Here is a 21,570-nt window from a genome sequence, read left to right as displayed (position 1 = left end):
TGGCATCTTCTACTAATTTTAAATCATACCCTTTTTCTATCATATTTTTCGTAATGCGTCAGTATCTCTTTTAACCGCTTCATAAAGATTTTCTGCATCTTTCATGATTTGTTCTGCAGTGTTTTACCTCCATATGCTGATCTCGCTTGATGAACATCTCTAGCAACTTCAACAGCTGTTAACGCTGCATCTAGTTTTTTCATTTCAGTTGGAGTTAAAGGTCGTCGAAGCTTGGCTTCTTCAGCTTTTTTTATGCCGCTTTTGCTTCTTTTAAGTGCTTACCAGCTACATCACCTACACTAGGTATTAATCCAACTAATGCAATGGCATAATCAATAATATCTTCAGCTTCAGCAATTAGAGATAAGATAAAAGTAACTAAGTTGTGGTTTTAGGAATTTTGCCAGTCCACCAAATTGGTTTCTCATCCGGTTGTAAATTATCGAAAACAGATAAAGGGATCATACTATAGCTTACACAATAAGGGATGGTAGAAATTGTTACCATTACAGGTTCATATTCATAATTAGAATTGGATTTGAACCATTCATAATTTACTATGGCAGATTCAATACACTCATAAAATGCTTCAAAATATCTAACAAAAATTTCGAATAAAGTTGATTTGCTTCTGTCTAAATTACTTTTAACTTGACCTGATAATATTTTACTCCAATCAAATGCTTCTCTATCCAACTGTTTAAACTCTTTTTCTACCAATTTCATTAATGCTACGGCGGTATCTAACTCTTCTAATTTTAAATAGCGACGATATAAGCGGTCAGTAATTAGTGACCAATTTTGGTCGGGATATTTAGGTGGAACATAATATAAAATACAGTCAAAAAATAGCCGCATATCACTGTCTGTACCTAATTCAACTATAGTGGAGCCACCTGTAAAACCGATTTTTATTGACATAATTTTTTTACCTTATCATTTAAAAAAATTCAATATTCTATTAAATATATTGTACTTATGCTGAACCGTTCCAATTTAGTTTATCTTTATGTTCGTTAGGTACGAGTTTACATAACTATTTTCTTTTCGATACATCCCTAGTATCAACAAGAAAAGTATTTGTTGTTGCCGATACATTACAAGATAATAATTGATTTGTATAAGAAGTTTCACCTGTTTTGTTATAAATTTCTATTTATTACTCTTGCTTCATTGTTATGGTCATAAACGGTAAGTTTCCTACTGGTCGGTGAAAAAACTGTCATTACTAGTAACAGTTCTAATTGATGATTATATTTTTTAGGTAATGGTTATTTTGATTTAGTTTATTGAGGTTTATTTGTAAAAATAATTGAGGAGTCTATACCGTCTTATTGATATTAGAATATAAATGAAGTGGTAATAATTTGGGTGAATTATGCGTAAAAGAGTTAACTATGACAAAGGATGTTACTCTTCACTGATTATCTTTAAAACCCTCTAGTTGGCTAAATTCTGATCCAATACAGACCATTCACCATTACCACTTAAAAAGACGAGTTAATTGTTCAATTTGTGAACTAGATCACTGAGTGGATAAATAGTTAGTTCAGTTCTGCGACTAGTCTCGCAGAACTTGATGACAGATGCATAAACTAAAGATCATCTGTACATACGACATCAATTGCACCACAAGCTCTAAATAACCATTTCAATGCACCTGATGAAAAAGGATCATCTAAAGCTGTAACCTCGATTAAAAAATGTGTATTTTCAATTTCACCATCAAATTTATGAGCATTCCACCAAAACCATTCTCTGGTCTCTGGTTCAAGCCATACAAGCCAGTTTCCTAAACTCCATTTTTTATTTTTCTCTAGACTTACTTGTTTTTCCCAAGGTAGACTTCTTCTATAATTAATTTCTTTTTCACTTTCACTTTTTGAAAGTTCTGGAGCACAATTATTAACAAACTTATTAGGTAATATTTTTGACCATTCTTCAAAAGAAGGCCAAACTAACTCTGAATTATAGTTTACTATCACTAACACTCGTTTAGCTAAGTTTAACACTTCATCAGCATTATTATTACAACGAATAATAAACCTAGCTAAACCAACCCCTGTAGCTTTAACAGTATGATCTGGAGGATTTTCAAACCTTTCCCTTTCTAATAATAACTGTTTACTAAATTCACTATTTATTACCATCTTTACCACTTCCTTGAATAATAGAATTTTTTATTTCATAAAATTGATAGAGTTTTATCATTTAGTTTGGTTAGAATGTTTACATCAGGTCCATTCTTATACTTCATCATTGTTAACCAATTTTGCTTAAGCAGAGTCTGCGTTAGAGCGCCCATAATAGGATCAAAGACAATTACCAATTTTCTTTCGCATCTAAAATTGTTTCTTTAAAAAAAATACCGAAATCTTTTGCGAGTTATGTACTCATAATATACCTATTTTTTAAATTCATTCGCTCTATTTTTCTAGTATTTAGGATGCCATTTATTAAACTGATATAGATCTATCCCTGTTGGAATAAAACTATCATTAACATGGATTAAAATAGAAACTGCGATCTCATTATATACCTTCTTAAATTCATATTAAGTCATTTTATAACTAGTGCCTTTTCAAGGATAATGAATTAAAACATTACTAACTTTATCTGTTCCTTTAACAACTCTCCTAGTGACCAACCTTATTACCTTGATTCCATATCATTGCACTTCATAATCCTGTTTGATTTACTATTTCGAAAGTACCCTTACCCTAATAGCCACTTTTCCAATCAATCCCCCCTTTTTACTGAGATCATTGGCTAACCGGTTAGCATCTTTAATTATAATGATCTTTATCTGCTAACTATTGATAGATTTATTAAATGAATATTGATATGAGAAATTAAATATGATTGATGAATTTAAGGTTGGTTAAAAATTTTCAAAAGAAAAATCACTAACCATTTTACCGTCATTCAAAATTTTTTTGATATTTGACTTACAAAAGAATGAGAATTAACTAATTGATTTTGTTGGTGCCAGTGGTCGGACTCGAACCGACACGCTTTTAAGGGCGGCGGATTTTGAATCCTGTAATCGTCTTTTAAAAAACAATAACTTAATTAAAAATCAATTAGTTAAAAATGTAATAAGCAACAATAAACACTAATATAAATCAACTCAACCGCCATTTAACCGCCATTTATTTTATATTAGATAACGGATTTAATGTGGTTGCTTCTTCTAGATGATCGGGGGCTAAGTGAGCGTAACGCATTGTGACTTTAATATCAGTATGCTCAAGTATTTTTTGTAGTACCAAGATATTGCCCCCGTTCATCATAAAATGACTAGCAAAAGTGTGGCGCAGTACATGCGTTAATTGACCGTCGGCAATTCAATGCCGCACTTCTCAATCATTTTACGAAAGTATTTATCGCTAATAGTACATTTAAATAGCTTGCCCTTGGTTTTGGGTAATTCGTTTAATAGCTCTTGTGTTATCGGTACTGAACGATTATGCCGCCCTTTTGTTTTGATAAATGTAATACGGCCGTCTTTTATTTGTGACGCAGTCAGATCGCATATTTCAGACCAACGCGCCCCAGTTGATAGCCCAATTTTAACTTTTAACAGCAATTCTTTATCGGTGCTTAATGCAGATTCGGCAAGTACAGCATCGATTTGATCGGCTGTGAAGTATGACATTTCTTGCTCGGTTGTTTTAAATTGTTTAATGTTGTCTAAAGGGTTTGGCTTGCTCCATTCGCCTAGTCTTTTTAATTCATTGAATACGGAACGGAAATAAACTAACTCCAAATTTAAGGTACGTTTTGATATAACCTGCTTGGATTTAACCCGAAAAATTTCACCATTTAGACGCTTTTGCCGATAGCTAGTAAAATCCTTAGCTGTAAAATTATCAGCCAAAGGATCGCCCAAGCTTTCACAGATAAAATCCAGTATTCGCTTTTCTCGTTCGCCATCCGCTAACGTTTTACCGTGTGATAGGTACCACGTATTAACTAAATCTGATAACCTACGGCGGTCTTGTTTTTCAGAGATCCACGGCTTGGTGGCCGCTTGTTCATCGATATAATTCTCGTATGCCAGCGCTTCGCCTTTGGTTGCAAAAGTTTTGCGAATACGGCGGCCGCCTTCTAGATATTTTTCAAATAGCCATTTGCCATTAGATTGCTTACGTACCGTCATGCGTTTTATTCTTCTTTAGATCTATCTATGGTAGATTTGTAAAAATCTAACTTATCTGTACTATCTAAAGTTTTTAATTGTTTTGAATAATCGTATAATCGATCTTCCAGTTTTATTAAACGTCTTCTAAGGTTGATTTCTTCTTCTCTAGATCGAGATTCTGATAACAGCATTTCCACAAAATTAATTTCATCTTTTAAAGAATTTATTTGTTTCATTAAATTATATTTAAGAGATCTGAATGAGCGCGGTCTAAAATTTAATGAATCAGGGTTAACTGATGTTTTTTCAAAACGATTATTATTAATTTCAAAGATATCTTGGTCTGTAAAGAATATTCTTGAATTATTAGCGGTATTTTTAATGTCCCTAACTGAACCATCATCTAATTTCAAGTTGAAGTGTTTATTACTTTGTTTAACAAAACTTTCTGCATCAGCAATAAGAAAGTGACTAATATGTTTAGCTTCAGTGAGTAATTCATCGAATAATTCATATCTTGCCATTGATATTGTTTTTTCCCCACTGTAATGTTTCTGAACCCAGTCATCCTTATTATCATCTGTTACAAACACTATATTTTGTATTTTAAGCGGATTGTTTCCATTATTTACATACCGTTTTATTTCTTCCCAAATAATAAGATCACCATATTTGTAAGGAATCGCACATCCATTATGATAGTAAACATTATCTTCATCTTGATCTTTACTTACATCTTTATAACCAGGCGGTCGCTTATGGCTATAGCGTTCTTTACCTATTTCTTTAATATTTTCTATAAATTTTTCATCGTAAGCGGTACCAATATTTTTAAGTATATTCTTCAATGAATCATATACTTTATCATGATTGTTAATACCAACACCGTTATCTGTTACCTGCTTTATTCTTTCAATATAGCTTTCTTTATTCTCAGAAAAAGTATTATTAATATCTTTCTTAATTTTATCCCACTCATCTTTTAAGTCTGGGTATTTACGACTAAAATCTTTAAATATTTGTGGAATACTTTTTTCATCTTTTTTTTCCAACAGGTCGTTGGGAAATTCTAAACGAATATCCTTACACCATTTAATTATTTCGTTAATGGTGTTCTCTTTATCATTAATGACTTTTAATCTATTTCTATGATATTCAAGCATTACATGATATGGAATCCAAATTCTATCTTTCAATTTTTCAAGTATTCTAAAAAAGTCTTCTTGAGTGTTCTTTCGATAACTATATAAATTCAATAAAATGTTTGTATCAAGAATAAATAATGTTGCACTGTTTCGCCATACAGCATCAATTTGCCTTTCAGTTATTGGTGTATAAGCTTTAAAATTTTTATTCATTGTTTTTCCTAATTTTCAAATAAATTGTGCCTTAACCAACTTAAAAATACTACCTTTCAATAGCTGATACTCATCATCAGTTATAGTACCACTGCCTTTTAGTTCTGCAATACATTCTAATTTTTCCAAATCATTGTTTGAAAGATCAATTAAAAGCTTAGCTCTTTGTGGTGAACGTTTATGAATTCTCAGCCCACCATCTAATTATTTTTAAAACAGCTATTTGTTATTATTTTTATAGTGTTGTCATTTTAACGGATTTTTAATTTCGCAGTTTTTAGCCTCTTCTAAGAATAATTTTAATGCATTTTCTAAACTTGAGTAGGTTCTTGTATCCATTCTTTCACTACCAACACCATATGGCCTGTGCTTTGATGATGATTGATAGATTAAGACGGTTGGCTTTGCTTTTGGTTTCCCGTTTTTAAAAGAATCGTGGAGTGAAAGATAAGTGATTTTGTTAAAATAATCGTCAACGCTATCACCAAAGAAAACTTGCCATCCAAAACCTTCTAATGTGTCTTTATAAGTAGTATAAATTTGATCAATAGTTAAATATGGAATAATTTCTATTTTTTGTTCTTGTTGAAGTTCAAAGAAATCAAACTTTATTACTTCATTATTTTGGTCAAGAATTTCTATTTTTTTTAAGCTAAATGATTTCACACGATTGTATTTTGTGTCTACAGCTTTAAGTATTTCTCCTTCCATGTATCTAGGAATAATTACTCTTTCTTCTCCCGGTTTTGATCCACCGTGATAAATGATTCTTAGTTCTTTACCTTCTCCAATCGTTTGTAGCAAAAACTCCAAGATTGTCATACTCATCACCTACTTTTTAAACAATTGTTTACATTATTATCCTTATTTTAATTAAAATAATAGTGTTAGAATAATTAGATTTCATCTGAAGAAAATAAATCATGTATTGTTTTTCTTCGGTCTATAATAATTTTGTGATATCGTTTTTGATTTATTGGTTGACTACTAACTATAGATAATAACTCCCATTCATTAGTTTTAAAATATTCATTTATTTTTTGAATATCATGAGAATTATCACTAAAATTTAAAGCTCAATTATATCTTTGTGGATATTAGCTATTTCGTTAATTTGTAATTTATCAATATTTATCATTTTATTATCACTTTATAATTAATATTATAGGATAACTGAACAAGATTGGAATTCCGCCTACAAAGAAAACGGGCTCTTTTGAGGCCTTGCTCAGCCCACCATAGAATAGACGTGACTAAGCTTTACGCATAAAAATACCGCTAAAGCTGTTTATACGCCGTTGAACTAACAAGAGATCAGTCTTGACATTAGATTTAGCTAACGTGAATTCAATTTAATGAAAGAGTATTTTTATGTCAAGGGTTATCTAATATCAATAAGCCGGCGAAGTATAAACCATACTTAAAAAATATTCACCGCTACTTGGCAATTATGGAATATTTCATTATTAAGAAATTTATCAGTAAGCTTTTGATTTTGTTGGTGCCAGTGGTCGGACTCGAACCGACACGCTTTTAAGGGCGGCGGATTTTGAATCCGCTGCGTCTACCAATTTCGCCACACTGGCATTAGAAGTGTAAAAAAGTAAACGTTGGCAATTATACTAAGCTTTGCAATATCTGCAACAGATATTATTCTAAATGCAGTTGGTTGCCTAAAAATTCTACTACCATCTGCGTTTCCAGGCTGGTAATTTTTTTAAAATTGTATAAGCGGTCTCTTTGGCAACAGAATAATCAATATTATGATTATTGGCATACTTAAGTGTTACCTCGTGCCATTTTTCGTCAAATGATTTCATTGTTCCATCATTATGAGCACAATGTTTACAGTAGTTTTTTGACATATCATGCAGAGGATAATCAGCAATAGCCGTCATGGGCATACCACATGCAATACACATTTTCATATTTTCTATCCCCATTAATTAGCTAAGGTAATTAATACAAAACCAGAATAATATGCTTAAAAATGCTACTCCGAGTTGAGCTGAATTACAAGTTATGAAAAAAATAGATGTTTAAATATCAAAATTTAAAATCGATTTGTGAAGAGGTACTTTGGTTATTTTGTTGTCGTTGCTGTTGTAAAAATTGATAATAACGTCTTATGGCCCGTTGTTTACATAACCGCAAAACTTCTTGTTTTTGATGATTAGAATAATTTAGCCAATTAAATCTTTCGTCTCGAGAACGATAGCATTTTATACAATACCCTTGCCTATCCATTTGACATACTCTTTGGCAAGGATTTGGTATGTCAAAAAATTCAATTTGGTCCAATAACTACATCATCCTTTGTAGATTCAATCAAATATTAATTATCTTCTAAGCCTAATCCTTTACTTAAGACTTTAAAACAATCATCACAATCATGCGTTGCTGCATCAAGCAGTGTTTGAGTTGGTGCGTGGATTAATTTATTGGTTAATTTATGCGAAAATTCAAAAATAACATCGTCAATATTGGCGCCTTGTTTGATCGCATTTAATGCTTTTAATTCTAATTGACGTTTGATAGTTTGAGCGTTATTACGGTACTGTTTAACATACTCTACCGCATGGCGTGTTTTTAACCAATCAATATATTGCTCTGCTTGTTCTTGAATTATGTACTTGGCTTCATTGGCGGCGATTACACGTTGCTCAAGATTATTTTGTACCGTTTGTTGTAGATCATCGACAGTAAATAGATGCACATCTTCCAATTGGCTAATTTCTGACTCAACATCTCGAGGTACAGCTAAATCAATAAATAACATCTTTTTATTATTTCGCTCATGCATAGTGCGCTCTACCATCCCCTTACCAATGATGGGTAATGGGCTAGCAGTTGAGCTAATAACAATATCAACATCTTTCAGCCGATTAGCTATATCCGGTAATGAAATGATTTCAGCCTCAATAGATGAAGCTAATTTTAATGCTTTGTCTCGAGTTCGATTGGCAACAATGACATGTTTAAAACCATGAGGTTTGAGATAACGTGAAATTAGTTCAATTGTTTCACCAGCTCCAACTAACATCACACTTAATGCAGACGTATCAGTAAAAACATCACGCGCCACTAGGCAGGCAGCATAAGCAACCGATGCAGTATTGGCGCCAATATTCGTTTCAGTACGAACAATTTTAGCTACATGAAAAATGGATTGAAAAAGTTTTTCCAATTCCGTTGATAAACAATTGTTTTGTTGTGAAAAACTATATGCTTGTTTAACTTGACCTAAAATTTGCGGTTCACCAATAATTAATGAATCAATGCCACAAGCTACCGACATAAGATGTTCAACTGCTTGCCGACCATCATAACAGTAAAGAGATGATTTAAATAAAGCCAAATCAATACTATGATATTGTGCTAACCAATTTTCAACCGATTGCCTTACCCGCAGAAAATCACTTTCATGATCATAACTTAAGTAAATTTCGGTTCGATTACAGGTTGATAGGATGGCACAACCAGCAATTAAAGGGTGCTGATATAAACTATATAATGCTTTATCAATAACCTCAGTAGAAAAAGCCAGTTTTTCTCTTAAAGAAACCGGAGCTGTTTTGTGATTGACACCTAATACAGTAATAGACATTGCATTGATTCTTTTATAATAGTTTGTAAAGTTTTTATTAAGAACTCATTATACCTAAAAAAAATAATAAAGGTTAATTTCAGTTACCTTTTCTTATTCAACCAATTATCAGCTATAATACGCCTTACTTTTGACCATACACAACTAAAGAGTTAATTTATGTCTAAAATTAAATATTTGTTCGTATTCATTCTGCCGTTTATACTTAGTGCGTGCCAAACAACTAAATATCAAACAAATGTATCTGTAGAACAGCAATGGCAAAACCATAAACAAGTTCTTGCACAAATTAATTCATTTCAAGTTAATGGTAGTATTGCTCATATAGGAACGAAAACTAAAAGTTATGGTCGTTTTCTTATTACACAGCAATCTGAAAATTATTATGACGTAAAATTAACTACGCCAGTTGGCACAAATATTTTAACCTTAAAAGCCGAACCTAATTACGCCGAATTAATTGATAACAATGGCGCTCGCTACCAGGATATTAATGTGGAGCTATTAATGAAGAAAATATCCAATGTTAATATCCCACTTAATTCTTTACATAATTGGTTGAAAGGTTTTTCTGATGATAGCCAAGCTGATAAAATTGATAGCTCAGGCAGATTATCTTCCACCTCATTTATGCAAAATAATAATAAATGGTCACTAAAGATTAGCAGCTACTCTACTTATACCTATAAAAATCAAAAAATTGATTTACCTGCTATTATTGAACTTTCTCATGATGATGAGCTAATTCGTTTGAAAATTAGCAATTGGATATTACGATAACGGATAATAATGATGAATCAATGGCTATCACCAGCTAAATTAAATCTATTTCTATATATAATTGGACGACGTCCAGACAATTATCATGATTTACAAACTTTGTTTCAATTTATTGATATTTGCGACAAATTGACCATTACGAATCGTGATGATGGGCAAATTAATCTTTTAACCCAATTTGATAATATTCCAGCTGATAAAAATCTAGTTATTATTGCCGCTAAACGTTTAAAATCTTATGTGAATAATAATCAGCTTGGTGCAGATATTGCCATAGATAAAATGATTCCCATGGGTGGAGGACTCGGTGGCGCTTCGTCAAATGCAGCGACAGTGCTGGTTGCGTTAAATCAATTATGGGATTTACATCTGTCGCAAACTACTTTGATGGAAATAGGTAGCACAATTGGTGCCGATGTACCTATTTTTATTTATGGGCATTCTGCTTTTGCAGAAGGTATTGGTGATCAGTTGCAACAAGTTGATATTCCCCAATATTGGTATTTAGTCAGCTCCCCTAATATAGAAATTCCAACGGTTACAGTGTTTAATGATCCAAATTTGCCACGAAATACACCTAAGCGCAGCATTGAACAACTGATGTCAATTTCTATTGATGATTTTAGTAATGATTGTGAAGCGGTAGTACGTCAGCGTTTCCCAGAAATTGATAACCTTATACAGCATTTATCGCGATATGCTCCAACCAGATTAACTGGCACCGGTGCTTGTGTTTTTACACGTTGTGAGTCAAAGCAACATGCGTTGTCAATACAGAACGAACTTAAATCCTGCTCCGTAAAAAGCTTTATTGCTAAATCATTAAACTCATCACCACTGTACACTAATTAAATAATTTTCTTAAAGCAATAATCATTGACCATATAAGTGATTTAAATTTATATGGTCTGTGATTAGCTATAAAAACATAAACTCATTTTACTGCATCATTAGGTATTACAAAAAGTCGATGATCATAATATTCCACACAATAAAGACCTTCAAAACACTTATAACCTTGTTCTGCTAAGTTTGATTTTAACCATTTTTCATCTTTACCAGAACTAAGGAATGACTATTTAATAATAAAAACCGTTAGTGATAACAAGTGATGTATCAATATTAGATTGATAATAATCATTTTAGCAATTTATTTTTATTAAACAGCTAAAAAATTTGCTAAGAAAGTGAATAAAATAGTTGTCAATTTTTCGGTTGCACAACGTATAGCATTTTTAATAAGCTTAGGTCATAAATTTTCGAAATTACTAGACAAGACAGAATTAAATGCTAATAACTAACCCTAATCAAAAAGAGACTTATTACCAAGCTTTACTTAAAAGAGATCATAGCTATATTGGGATCTTTTATGTCGGAGTCAAAACCACTTCGGTATTTTGTATTGCAACTTGCCGAGCAAGAAAACCAAAATTTGCCAATGTCGAATTTTTTGATTCATTCAAATCAGCGCTTAATGCCGGTTATCGACCTTGCAAAATATGCAAACCAACCGAAAACGCTAATCAAGCACCGGATGAAATAATTAAAGCCCTAGCATTGATTAATAATAATCCCAAACAAAAGATTACTGATTATCAGCTAAGACAAAACAAACTAAGTCCTGAAACTATTCGCCGTTGGTTTAAAAAACATTACGGAATTACTTTCCATGCTTATCAACGAATGTATCGAATCAACAATGCTTTTCAAGAATTAAAATCAGGAAAAAATGTTATTAACACTGCGTTTGATACTGGTTACAATTCTTTAAGCGGATTTGGGTATACCTATAAAAAAATCATGAAAAAATCACCTTCATCAGACGATAAGCAAGACGTGATCTTAATCGACAGATTAACAACCCCTTTAGGTCCAATGTTTATCTGTGCAACAAACCAAGGAATTTGTCTATTAGAGTTTGTAGATCGAAGAATGCTCGAAACCGAATTTGAACAACTACAGCGCCTTCTTAAGATGAAAATTATTTTTGGCGAAAATAAACATATCAAACAAGCTAAGGTTGAAATTGCCGAATATTTTGCAGGAACAAGAACAAGCTTTACCATTGCCTTACATACACCAGGTACCCTATTTCAACAAACCGTTTGGGATTGCTTAAAACACATTCCCTATGGAGAATTAACTACTTATAAACAGCAAGCACAAAGAATTAATAATCCACAAGCAATTCGAGCTGTCGCCAATGCCAATGGTTATAATAGAGTGGCGATTATTGTCCCTTGTCATCGAGTAATAGGATCGAATGGAGAGCTAATTGGTTACGGCGGTGGGTTGGAACGAAAAAAATGGTTAATTGAACATGAAAATAAAAATCGTAAAAACTGATAATTATTCAAAAAATAATTATGAGTCAATCAATATGCTCAGTTAGATGATATTGTAAAAACTATAGAAGAAAATTGCTTTATACAACGTCATCTCTTTTTCAGAAATTACTTAAAATCCTGAAAAACTCCGTTCAATAGAGTGTATGGCAAATTTAATGTCTATAACCAATTCCATGTACGGTTTTTATTAAAGTTGGTATGCTTGGGTTAATTTCTATTTGTTTTCTTAATTTTGAAATATGTTGATCAAGAGTTCGACTATTAGGTAAATAATTATATCCCCACACGTAATCAAAAAGCATATCTCGAGTAACAACTTGATTTTTATTTTGGTATAAACATTCTAAAATTTTAACTTCTCGTAAAGTTAATTCAATAATCTGATCATTTCTTTTGGCGTACAATTCAGTAGGATAAACATTTAAATCACCAAATTGAAAATAATCCTCTTGGGAAGTATTAGAGTTTTTTAATTTTAAATAACGTTTAGCAATAGCCTTAATTCTCGCTCTAAGTTCATGAATACCAAAAGGCTTATTCATATAATCATCAGCACCAAGTTCTAAACCAACTACCCGATCAATCTCTTCATCTTTAGCGGATAAGAATAAAATTGGTACATCTTCATTTAATTTACGGATTGTACGGCAGACTGAATAGCCATCAAGTTCGGGCATCATAATGTCTAAAATAATAAAATCGGGTTGATGTTGTTTAAATAGTTGAAGTGCAACTTTACCATTAGCCGCTTTGATAATCGTATAGCCCTCTTTTTCTAACAGATCTGCCATACCATTAAGAATATGCTTGTCATCTTCTGCAATTAAGATTTTCATTTTACTACTCCATTAATATAAGTGAAAATACCATCCCTGGATTTTGATTGATAACTTTAATTTCACCTTGGATCTGATTAGCCAACTGCTTGGCAATCGTCAAACCTATTCCTGTACCCGAAACTCCTTCGGTTATCGATGAATTGACTCGATAAAATGGCTCAAAAATCTGTTTCAACAGATGATTAGCAATACCGTCACCATAATCACGAACCGTAATTTTCACCTGTTTTTCTTTTCTGGTTAAAGATAAATCAATCTGTTTACCATTAAAAGCATATTTCTCGGCATTACTCAAAAAATTATTGAGAATTTGCATTACACAATCTTCATCAGTATTGACAATACAATCATCTTCAAGAGTAATGATGTTCAGTTGTAATGATTTAGCATCTAAAATAGGTTTAAAGGTTAGATATATCTGTCTAATTAGTATGGTTAAATTTACTGGTTTTATATTTAGACGACTTGGCTTATTAAAAGTTAAAACATTTTGCACCAATCGAGTTAGTCGTTTACTTTCAGCACTGATTATATGTAGATAATCAGGAATTGGCGCTGGTTCATCTTCTAAATACTCGGATAACATCTCAGAATATAGCGTGATATTGGTCAAAGGAGTTTTAAATTCATGTGAAACTTGTCCAACAAAACTCACCTGCTGTTTTGCTAAACGCAAAGTTCGACTATATTCTCGATAGGCATAGCAAATAAGTCCAAGCAGAACGATAAGGAATAAACCAATAACACCTGCACCTAGCAGATATAAATTAACTAAGTTTGGCGAGGGATAATAATAAGTTAAATGCCAATTTTGTAAGGGATAATCAAGGACAATCGAAATTTCATTATCAAAAATTTCCCCATTGCTATAAATCTGTTTATCACCGTCGGATAATCTAAAATTATCCTCAAAAGCTTGTTTATCTAATAAACTGATAACATCAAATGAAAATTTGATATTGGAAAGTTCAAAACCAATAATATTATCCGACTTAATTGACCAATAAATTAAGTGGTTATACATTTGATACCAACCAGAACTTGGTTCAAATTGTTCAGAATGATCTTGTTGCTTAAACAAAACCGAATTGTCCATTGCAATTGATTCAACCAACTTATGCCACTGAGAATCATCAAAATCACTTAAAAATAAAATCTTATTTTTATTGATTATAAAAATATTTTTAATATCAGTTTCCGTTCCTAATAAATCTTCAGCTTTAGCATTGTTGTTATCAATTTGTGATGCCAAATTACTTAGATAAGATAAGCGCTGATTTAACAACGATTCAATCGATAATTTGATATTATTTATACGGCTTTTCACGAGTAAGGTTTGATTATTTTCACGCAACAAAACTTCATGCTCGACACTTCGCCAACCTAAATAGCTGATGAATGCCATTAATACCAATAAAGATAAAATCGTTGTTAATTTTTTCATAACTATTTTTTAATTACATTACTTTTGGATTGAAATTGTTGCTCAGTCATTATTTTACGGGAAACATTGCTATCCTGATTTTTAACTGCATCAACCATAATATTATTTTTCTCAATTTGACTATTTATTCTTGCTTTTGATGAAGGTGATATCATCATGTTTGAAAATGATGCTAGTCTACTACTATTTTGCATAAGCATTTCTTCTGCTTCCGCATGCATTCCTTTATCGTAAAGCGACAAAGCTTCTTCATTCGCAATTGTCACTTTTTGAATTTCTGACTCAGCTAAAACATCTTGAATTATAGAATCTTGAACTAATTTTTTATTGTCAGTATAAGCAATGCTAACCAATTGAGTTTCATGTTCCGCTTTATTGACCAATAAATTATCATATTTTAAATCAATTTCAGCTAATGTCTTACTTTGACCTACTTTTCCTTCCTCCGGAAGCACCTCTAGCAATACATATTTTTCTTGATTTGAAAACAGTTGATTCATTTTAACCGTGACTTGATTCCCTTTAATCACCCCATCGCGACCAAGTAGACGCACCGGTTTAACACCCTCTTTCAATTGAATAGTAATGACAACGTCTTGAGCAACTGTGGACATTACATCAGTAAACTCGTGAACAAACACATTTTCAAGCTCTGATGAGTTATTGACAAATACATGATTACCATCACTATAACTGGCGATCGATGACATTAATAATTCATTATAACCTGAGCCAATCCCCATGGTGGTGATCGCAATATTCTTTTTCGCTGCAATAATTGCCAACTCAGATAGCTCATTGACAGAACTTGGTCCAACATTAGCTTGACCATCAGAGAGCAAAATAATACGATTAACTTTATCTTTGGTAAGCTGATTTTCAACTTGCTTAATTCCTTTACTCAAACCGGCAAATAAGGCCGTTCCACCACCAGCAATAACTTTCTTATTAATAAGTTGAATGATTTTTTGTTTATCTTTTACTTTGCTTGCTGGAACAATCACTTCTGCTTCGTTATCATAGGCAACAATAGATAATGTATCCTCTTCATTCAACAAATTGACCGCAAAAATAGCTGCTTCTCTCGCTTTTTCAATGCAATCGCCACCCATTGAACCTGATCTATCAATAACAATAGCTAAATTGAGCGGTACCCGTTTGTTGGTATCAACTTTTTGACCAGTTAACGAGATTTTTAAGTAATTTGCTTCTGGATTACCTTCTAGAATAATTGGTGAAGACAATTCTGAACGAACTTGAATTTGTTTAATTGGTTGCGCATGGCTAAATAAGCTACACACTGAAAAGCTTAGCATGGCAAATATTTTAATAAATTTCATAGTGTTTTCCTTCTTGTATAAAGTTTATTCAATTATTCACTAATTGCAAACTAAACTGTCTAATTAATGTATTTAATTGTAAAAATTTGTAAAAACACAAAATTAAAATAAGATAAATAATTACTAAAAAATATCCCTATTCGTACTTAAACTAATCAATCTCTAGATTTTACGGTGCATTAACCGTTTGTTTATTGCCAGCCAAAAGCGCATCGGTATATAATAAAAAATTATTCGTTCTTAAAGAGAATAGTTAGAGAACATTTAATATGACTCAATCAAAACTTGAACTTATCAGAAATAGTATTATTACTATCCCAAATTATCCTAAACAAGGGATATTATTTCGGGATATTACCAGTTTACTTGAAGACCCAATCGCCTTCAGAACATCAGTCGATCTTTTAATTGAGCATTATAAAGATAAAAAAATCGATAAAGTTGTTGGCACCGAAGCGCGTGGTTTTATTTTTGCCGCCCCTCTTGCTTTAGCCTTAGGTGTTGGTTTTGTACCTGTTAGAAAACCGAATAAGTTACCGCGTAACGTATTTAGAGAAGAGTATCAACTTGAATATGGTACCGATACATTAGAAATGCATTGTGATGCCATAAAACCTAATGAGCGAGTATTGATTATTGACGATTTACTAGCAACAGGAGGCACCGTTGCTGCAACCGCTAAATTAATTCAAAAAGCGGGTGGGATCGCTGAAGATGCTGCATTTGTCATTAATTTACCTGATTTACATGGTAAAGCTAAATTAACCGAAATGGGCATTAATTGTTATACCTTAGTCGATTTCGCCGGTGAATAATCTTTATATTATAGGGCGATGATTCGTCCTATTTCTTATCACATATTTGCTATTCTTATTTTAATTATTAATAATTCACCATTGTTTTACACCTATATCAATTCCTCACAATTTTGCTTATAAAGAAAATAGCATAAAAATGCATATCACAAATATAAAAGCTAATCAAAAAAGCTTGCTTTAGCTTTTTTAATGAATTATTATTCATAATTATTGCATAATTATTACAAGGAATTTATAGGATGAAAAAATTTAGTCATATCATTGCAAGAACACCAGCAAAGTCACTAATCAATGGCCTAACGTCGGCTAATTTAGGCAAACCTGACTACCAAAAAGCGCTAGATCAACATAACAGCTATATACGTGCATTACAACAATGTGATGTCGATATCACCATTCTACCAGCTAACGAACAATTCCCAGATTCAGTTTTTGTTGAAGATGTTGCCCTTTGTACTCCTCATTGCGTAATTATTACTAGACCTGGTGCGGATTCTCGTCGAGCTGAAACTGAGTTAATCACTGAAGCGGTGGGTCGTTTTTATCCAAATAAAATTGAATATATTCAGGCACCAGGCACCGTAGAGGCAGGTGATATCATGATGGTTGAGAATCACTTTTACATTGGTCTATCCGCTCGTACCAATCAAGAAGGTGCAAACCAAATGATTGCAATATTGGAAAAATATGGTTTAACTGGTTCTGTCGTCACTTTAGAAAAAGTATTACATCTTAAAACAGGACTTGCCTATCTAGAACACAACAACTTATTAGCAGCAGGTGAGTTTATTACTAAGCCAGAATTTCAACATCTCAACATCATTGAAATACCTGAACAAGAAAGTTATGCCGCTAACTGTATATGGGTCAATGAACGAGTAATAATGCCGGCTGGTTATCCAATTACCAAAGCCAAAATTGAGGCGCTCGGTTATCAAGTCATTGAAGTTGATACTTCAGAATACCGCAAAATCGATGGCGGAGTAAGTTGTATGTCATTACGATTTTAATTTAAAAAACCACAAAAATTAAACCAACTAAATAAGAAAACAATATGAATACACCAGTAAGAAAAAAGCTTGGCATACTTCCTCTCACATTACTGGTGGTGGGAAGTATTGTCGGTAGTGGTATTTTTAGCCTACCACAAAATATGGCCGAAGGCGCCGGTGCCGGTGCGATACTTATCGCATGGGCCGTAACATTATTCGGCATGTTTATGCTGACACGAATATTCCAATATCTTTCTATTCGATTTTACAAAATTAATGAAGGTTTATATGGTTATGTTCGTGAAGGATTTGGGGATTATATCGGTTTTAATGCCGCGTGGGGTTATTGGATATCAGCTTGGATGTCTTGTACCAGCTATTTAGTTATCTTATTTAGTGCGTTAGGCTCTTTTGATTGTTTTGCATTTTTTGGTAATGGTACGACAATTCCTGCCGTTATTACCGGACTTATCCTTTTATGGATTATGCACTTTTTTGTCATTAACGGAATTTACCAAGCATTTTTACTTAATTGCCTAGTAACGCTAGCTAAAATTGTACCTATCGGTTTATTTATCGTTTGTGTTGTTTTAGCCTTTAAAATTTCAACTTTTAACACTGATTTTTGGGGGACACCACAATTAGGCTCAATCATTGATCAAGTAAAATATACTATGCTTTATACAGTATGGGTTTATTTGGGGATTGAAAGTGCTACTGTCTATGCTGCACGAGCGAAGAATATGATCAGTATAAGTCGAGCCACCTTTTTTGGTTTTGCCATTACGAGTCTTTTATTAGTCTGTGTTTCCGTTCTTTCATTGGGCATTGTGCCACAACATGAACTCGCACAAATGAAAAATCCGTCAATGGCACTAGTAATTGAACATGTCGTTGGTAGTTGGGGGGCCACATTTATTAATATTGGTTTGATAGTTTCTGTAAGTGGAGGATTATTGTCTTGGTTAATGTTAGCTGCAGAAATGCTATTTTTAGCCGGTCAAGGTAAACAACATACTGTCCCTAGCTGTTTTGGTAAACTTAATAAAAACAGTACACCAGCCAATGCTTTGTGGTTAACGACCAGCTTAATTAGCTTGTTGATTATACTTGCTCATTTTTATGAATCTGGTTATAACACGCTGATTCAATTATCAACATCTATGGTGCTTATCCCATATCTACTTTCAGCACTGTTTATGTTTAAATTAGCAATATATCAACCTAGAAAATACCTAATTTTCATCGGCGCATTTGGTTCGCTATATGGACTTTGGTTAATCTATGCTGGCGGCATATCATATTTGCTACTATCAATGATCTTATATAGTTTTGGGCTGCTGTTTTATCTTTATGCTAGAAAGCAAAGACAATTGTCAGCATTTAGCTATTTACATGATAAAATCTATGCCATAGCTATAGTGGTACTAGCCATTATTGCCATTATTTACTTTTATATCATTCCTAATTAATCAACGAACTAGGCGTTATTTTCGAAATAGATAAAAATCGGCCAACAATTGTCTAAATTGTTGAGAATAACGCCCTTCTTCATCTCGCATACACAGTGATTGGCATTCAATATTAGCATGCTGATTAAATGAAAATGCCATCAATACTAATGAATAGTCTTTATTGGCTGTATATTTAACTTGCAGTTCATGACATAAATATAATTGATTTGACGTAGTCAATTGCTTAAATTGCTCGGCAAGATGATAAGGTAAAACCAAACAAAACAACCCTTGCGGATTTAATAATCGTTTTACTACATCAATAAGTTGTTGATAGTTGAGACTTTCAGTATAACGGGCTAACTGCCTCTCTGAACTTCTACACTCTACAGCTGACTGAAAATAAGGAGGATTAGTGACAATTAAATCATAATACCCTCGTTCAGTGGTTTTAAATTGATTTACATCGATATTTAATGGCTTAATATTTTTAAAATCTGCATTAAAGCTATTCTCTCGACATTGCAATACCGCTTGCATATCGATATCAATCGCATCAATTTGACATGTTTGATGTTCTAAACGTTGAGCCAACATTAAAGCAATTACACCACATCCGGTACCAATATCTAAGACATGTTGTACATCGGATTTAATTGGTACCCATGCGCCTAATAAACAACTATCCGTTGTCACCTTCATTGGACTTTTGTCGTGAGCAACAAAAAAACGTTTAAAGGTAAAACCACCTTGTTTTAATACTAATTGATTATTTGCCATGCTTAAATTTTCTAAATAAAGGTTTATTCGATGCAATTGCATCAGCCCAACGAGTTGGTTCAGGTAATCGATAACCTCGTAAACACTGTTTTACCCAATGTAATGCACTAGTTTGACTAATTTTGTGTCCAGCTGAAATAAATAACGGATTACAATTATTTTTACTCTGCAAAACCCAACCAATTTGTTCATGTTTATCAAGCAAAGGGGTTACGTTACCCGCTTGTTTTGTTTGCTCTTGATATTGCCCACATAATTTGCTTTTTGCGACACCTATAGTTGGCATATCTAACAATAAGCCAAGATGGCTAGCGATACCTAATCGTCTTGGATGAGCAACTCCCTGCCCATCAACTAATAACAAATCAGGCTTTTGCTTTAACTGTTGCCATGCATTGAGCAAAGCAGGATACTCACGAAAAGACAAATAACCCGGAATATAGGGAAAGCTCGTATCCAATCGAGCAATATGATACTCAACTACATCAAAATCGGGAAAAGTCAATGTCACTATCGCTGCACGCGTTACCGAGCCATCTTGCTCAAACCCAACATCAGTACCACCAATTAGTTTTATTGTTGGATTAAAATTATCCACCAAGCTTACCTGCTCGGCTAATTGTTGTTGTGAAAGTTTTAATTGTGCTAAATTGATAGACATTTCAATTTTGCTCAGTATTATTAGTTACAATAAAACGATTTTACCAGAATTAGTATGCCTTATACATTAACAAATCCTAGCCAATTAACCGAAGAGATAAAAAAAAGCCGCTTTATTGTCAATGCAGCTCCAATTACTAATGCTCAGCAAGCAACCGAGTTTATCGACAACATCAGTGATCCAAATGCAACACATAACTGTTGGGCATGGAAAATAGGCCAACAATATCGTTTCAACGATGATGGTGAACCAACCAGCACAGCCGGCCGCCCTATTCTATCGGCCATTGAAGGTCAAGATTGTGATCAGGTGGTAGTGGTAGTTACCCGTTATTTTGGTGGTATCAAATTAGGTACAGGTGGACTCATTCGGGCTTACGGTGGTTCGGCTAGTCACTGCTTACAACAAGCAGAATTGATCGAACTTATTGCTAGAACATCATTACAATTTCACTGCTATTACAATGAATGGCCAATTATTGAAAACCGCTTAAAAGAACTAGATGCAGTCATTGAACAACAAGATTTTGATGCTGAAGGTGTAACTGTCATTATTGCTATAACACAAGATAATGTAGTCATACTTAAAAAAAATATTAGCGATATTACTCGCGGTAGAGTGATTATCAAGACTTAAAACACCTGTGTAAATATCCATCCAAATACAGCAAAAAAATTGGTAGAAATTGTAGACTGCGTATTTTAATTATAAAACAAACGGTTATAATTAGAGTGTTCCCTATACACATAGGGATAAACCGCGGCGATAAAAGCCAATAAAGAAGGTAAGATAGTGTTCCCTATACACATAGGGATAAACCGATGCCGTGCTAGTAATAGACGGCTACGAAATTGTGTTCCCTATACACATAGGGATAAACCGTAAAGGGGTTGGCAATTTCAGGAGCATGTTTAGTGTTCCCTATACACATAGGGATAAACCGTCTTTTATAAATACAAAGATTATATAAATACCGTGTTCCCTATACACATAGGGATAAACCGG

Annotated in this window: 19 protein-coding genes, 1 tRNA gene, 1 pseudogene and 1 CRISPR repeat array (1 of these 22 only partly in view); of the genes and pseudogenes, 7 read left to right on the top strand and 14 right to left on the bottom strand. The window is 33.0% G+C overall.

The window, feature by feature from the left end; genetic code table 11:
* Window positions 1-378: 378 nt before the first annotated feature.
* The 9 genes and pseudogenes from H3T56_RS03280 to hemA form a co-directional block, all read right to left on the bottom strand.
* A complete protein-coding gene (locus H3T56_RS03280; protein ID WP_086320671.1) occupies window positions 379-921 on the bottom strand; it encodes a hypothetical protein in 543 nt (180 codons plus the stop codon).
* Between the two features lie 674 nt (window positions 922-1,595).
* Window positions 1,596-2,150 (bottom strand): hypothetical protein, encoded by a 555-nt coding sequence (locus H3T56_RS03275; RefSeq protein WP_198192018.1) that lies wholly within the window; start codon window positions 2,148-2,150, stop codon window positions 1,596-1,598.
* Between the two features lie 1,002 nt (window positions 2,151-3,152).
* A pseudogene (locus H3T56_RS11680) lies at window positions 3,153-4,162 on the bottom strand (tyrosine-type recombinase/integrase).
* Between the two features lie 5 nt (window positions 4,163-4,167).
* The gene (locus H3T56_RS03265; protein WP_086320673.1) at window positions 4,168-5,502 is read right to left on the bottom strand and encodes a PIN domain-containing protein; all 1,335 of its coding nucleotides are present in this window, start codon (window positions 5,500-5,502) and stop codon (window positions 4,168-4,170) included.
* 246 nt (window positions 5,503-5,748) lie between these two features.
* Window positions 5,749-6,324, bottom strand: a complete 576-nt coding sequence (locus tag H3T56_RS03260) for a hypothetical protein (RefSeq protein ID WP_086320674.1) — start codon at window positions 6,322-6,324, stop codon at window positions 5,749-5,751.
* Between the two features lie 677 nt (window positions 6,325-7,001).
* Window positions 7,002-7,088, bottom strand: a tRNA-Leu gene (locus tag H3T56_RS03255).
* A gap of 99 nt (window positions 7,089-7,187) precedes the next feature.
* Window positions 7,188-7,430 (bottom strand): zinc ribbon domain-containing protein, encoded by a 243-nt coding sequence (locus H3T56_RS03250; protein ID WP_034902590.1) that lies wholly within the window; start codon window positions 7,428-7,430, stop codon window positions 7,188-7,190.
* Between the two features lie 118 nt (window positions 7,431-7,548).
* The gene (locus H3T56_RS11725) at window positions 7,549-7,749 is read right to left on the bottom strand and encodes a DUF1289 domain-containing protein (RefSeq protein ID WP_086360929.1); all 201 of its coding nucleotides are present in this window, start codon (window positions 7,747-7,749) and stop codon (window positions 7,549-7,551) included.
* An 88-nt stretch (window positions 7,750-7,837) separates the two neighbouring features.
* On the bottom strand, window positions 7,838-9,109 hold the full coding sequence (gene hemA, locus H3T56_RS03240) for a glutamyl-tRNA reductase (protein WP_086362432.1): 1,272 nt from the start codon (window positions 9,107-9,109) through the stop codon (window positions 7,838-7,840).
* A gap of 159 nt (window positions 9,110-9,268) precedes the next feature.
* On the opposite strand from hemA, the gene lolB reads away from it, so the two are divergent.
* The 3 genes from lolB (at window position 9,269) to H3T56_RS03225 (ending at window position 12,235) form a co-directional block, all read left to right on the top strand.
* Window positions 9,269-9,889: a lipoprotein insertase outer membrane protein LolB gene (lolB, locus tag H3T56_RS03235; protein ID WP_086360931.1), complete on the top strand. Its 621-nt coding sequence runs from the start codon at window positions 9,269-9,271 to the stop codon at window positions 9,887-9,889.
* A gap of 9 nt (window positions 9,890-9,898) precedes the next feature.
* A complete protein-coding gene (gene ispE / locus H3T56_RS03230; protein ID WP_198192017.1) occupies window positions 9,899-10,741 on the top strand; it encodes a 4-(cytidine 5'-diphospho)-2-C-methyl-D-erythritol kinase in 843 nt (280 codons plus the stop codon).
* Window positions 10,742-11,176: 435 nt separating this feature from the next.
* Entirely contained in the window at window positions 11,177-12,235 is a 1,059-nt protein-coding gene (locus H3T56_RS03225) for a bifunctional transcriptional activator/DNA repair enzyme AdaA (RefSeq protein WP_198192013.1), read from the top strand.
* Between the two features lie 154 nt (window positions 12,236-12,389).
* Here the strand turns inward: H3T56_RS03225 and H3T56_RS03220 are convergent, their stop codons facing one another.
* Genes H3T56_RS03220 through H3T56_RS03210 form a run of 3 tightly spaced genes read right to left on the bottom strand, consistent with a single transcriptional unit; the run spans window position 12,390 to window position 15,860 of the window.
* On the bottom strand, window positions 12,390-13,073 hold the full coding sequence (locus H3T56_RS03220) for a response regulator transcription factor (protein WP_198192012.1): 684 nt from the start codon (window positions 13,071-13,073) through the stop codon (window positions 12,390-12,392).
* A 4-nt stretch (window positions 13,074-13,077) separates the two neighbouring features.
* On the bottom strand, window positions 13,078-14,520 hold the full coding sequence (locus H3T56_RS03215) for a cell wall metabolism sensor histidine kinase WalK (protein WP_198192010.1): 1,443 nt from the start codon (window positions 14,518-14,520) through the stop codon (window positions 13,078-13,080).
* Window positions 14,521-14,522: 2 nt separating this feature from the next.
* Window positions 14,523-15,860, bottom strand: a complete 1,338-nt coding sequence (locus H3T56_RS03210; protein ID WP_086360697.1) for a VWA domain-containing protein — start codon at window positions 15,858-15,860, stop codon at window positions 14,523-14,525.
* Between the two features lie 269 nt (window positions 15,861-16,129).
* On the opposite strand from H3T56_RS03210, the gene apt reads away from it, so the two are divergent.
* The 3 genes from apt to H3T56_RS03195 all read left to right on the top strand — a co-directional run bounded on the left by apt (window position 16,130) and on the right by H3T56_RS03195 (window position 19,142).
* Window positions 16,130-16,675 (top strand): adenine phosphoribosyltransferase, encoded by a 546-nt coding sequence (gene apt, locus H3T56_RS03205; protein ID WP_034902619.1) that lies wholly within the window; start codon window positions 16,130-16,132, stop codon window positions 16,673-16,675.
* 242 nt (window positions 16,676-16,917) lie between these two features.
* The gene (gene ddaH / locus H3T56_RS03200; RefSeq protein ID WP_034902623.1) at window positions 16,918-17,688 is read left to right on the top strand and encodes a dimethylargininase; all 771 of its coding nucleotides are present in this window, start codon (window positions 16,918-16,920) and stop codon (window positions 17,686-17,688) included.
* 44 nt (window positions 17,689-17,732) lie between these two features.
* On the top strand, window positions 17,733-19,142 hold the full coding sequence (locus H3T56_RS03195) for a basic amino acid/polyamine antiporter (RefSeq protein WP_198192009.1): 1,410 nt from the start codon (window positions 17,733-17,735) through the stop codon (window positions 19,140-19,142).
* Between the two features lie 15 nt (window positions 19,143-19,157).
* Here H3T56_RS03195 and H3T56_RS03190 read toward each other — a convergent pair whose 3' ends face one another.
* Both H3T56_RS03190 and nfi read right to left on the bottom strand, forming a co-directional pair.
* Window positions 19,158-19,904, bottom strand: coding sequence for a tRNA1(Val) (adenine(37)-N6)-methyltransferase (locus H3T56_RS03190; RefSeq protein ID WP_034902628.1), 747 nt, complete (start codon window positions 19,902-19,904; stop codon window positions 19,158-19,160).
* Window positions 19,894-20,559, bottom strand: a complete 666-nt coding sequence (gene nfi, locus H3T56_RS03185) for a deoxyribonuclease V (protein WP_165601671.1) — start codon at window positions 20,557-20,559, stop codon at window positions 19,894-19,896. Before nfi ends, H3T56_RS03190 begins: the two co-directional genes overlap by 11 nt.
* A 60-nt stretch (window positions 20,560-20,619) precedes the next feature.
* On the opposite strand from nfi, the gene H3T56_RS03180 reads away from it, so the two are divergent.
* Entirely contained in the window at window positions 20,620-21,201 is a 582-nt protein-coding gene (locus H3T56_RS03180; RefSeq protein ID WP_086361886.1) for a YigZ family protein, read from the top strand.
* A gap of 95 nt (window positions 21,202-21,296) precedes the next feature.
* Window positions 21,297-21,570: a CRISPR direct-repeat array (repeat unit 29 nt; unit sequence GTGTTCCCTATACACATAGGGATAAACCG); it runs 427 nt beyond the window's last position.

The organism is Gilliamella sp. W8123, assembly GCF_016101085.1.
GTDB classification, from domain to species: domain Bacteria; phylum Pseudomonadota; class Gammaproteobacteria; order Enterobacterales; family Orbaceae; genus Gilliamella; species Gilliamella apis.
The sequence above is the reverse complement of the archived record's forward strand: the minus strand, read 5'-3'. Positions and strand labels throughout refer to the sequence as shown.

Coding starts and splice junctions, on each gene's coding strand:
- ddaH (WP_034902623.1), top strand. CDS start 16,918: ATGAAAAAATTTAGTCATATCATTGCAAGAACACCAGCAAAGTCACTA.
- H3T56_RS03210 (WP_086360697.1), bottom strand. CDS start 15,860: ATGAAATTTATTAAAATATTTGCCATGCTAAGCTTTTCAGTGTGTAGC.
- H3T56_RS11725 (WP_086360929.1), bottom strand. CDS start 7,749: ATGGATAGGCAAGGGTATTGTATAAAATGCTATCGTTCTCGAGACGAA.
- H3T56_RS03260 (WP_086320674.1), bottom strand. CDS start 6,324: ATGACAATCTTGGAGTTTTTGCTACAAACGATTGGAGAAGGTAAAGAA.
- H3T56_RS03275 (WP_198192018.1), bottom strand. CDS start 2,150: ATGGTAATAAATAGTGAATTTAGTAAACAGTTATTATTAGAAAGGGAA.
- H3T56_RS03280 (WP_086320671.1), bottom strand. CDS start 921: ATGTCAATAAAAATCGGTTTTACAGGTGGCTCCACTATAGTTGAATTA.
- H3T56_RS03190 (WP_034902628.1), bottom strand. CDS start 19,904: ATGGCAAATAATCAATTAGTATTAAAACAAGGTGGTTTTACCTTTAAA.
- H3T56_RS03180 (WP_086361886.1), top strand. CDS start 20,620: ATGCCTTATACATTAACAAATCCTAGCCAATTAACCGAAGAGATAAAA.
- apt (WP_034902619.1), top strand. CDS start 16,130: ATGACTCAATCAAAACTTGAACTTATCAGAAATAGTATTATTACTATC.
- ispE (WP_198192017.1), top strand. CDS start 9,899: ATGATGAATCAATGGCTATCACCAGCTAAATTAAATCTATTTCTATAT.
- H3T56_RS03225 (WP_198192013.1), top strand. CDS start 11,177: ATGCTAATAACTAACCCTAATCAAAAAGAGACTTATTACCAAGCTTTA.
- H3T56_RS03265 (WP_086320673.1), bottom strand. CDS start 5,502: ATGAATAAAAATTTTAAAGCTTATACACCAATAACTGAAAGGCAAATT.
- H3T56_RS03250 (WP_034902590.1), bottom strand. CDS start 7,430: ATGAAAATGTGTATTGCATGTGGTATGCCCATGACGGCTATTGCTGAT.
- lolB (WP_086360931.1), top strand. CDS start 9,269: ATGTCTAAAATTAAATATTTGTTCGTATTCATTCTGCCGTTTATACTT.
- H3T56_RS03195 (WP_198192009.1), top strand. CDS start 17,733: ATGAATACACCAGTAAGAAAAAAGCTTGGCATACTTCCTCTCACATTA.
- hemA (WP_086362432.1), bottom strand. CDS start 9,109: ATGTCTATTACTGTATTAGGTGTCAATCACAAAACAGCTCCGGTTTCT.
- H3T56_RS03220 (WP_198192012.1), bottom strand. CDS start 13,073: ATGAAAATCTTAATTGCAGAAGATGACAAGCATATTCTTAATGGTATG.
- H3T56_RS03215 (WP_198192010.1), bottom strand. CDS start 14,520: ATGAAAAAATTAACAACGATTTTATCTTTATTGGTATTAATGGCATTC.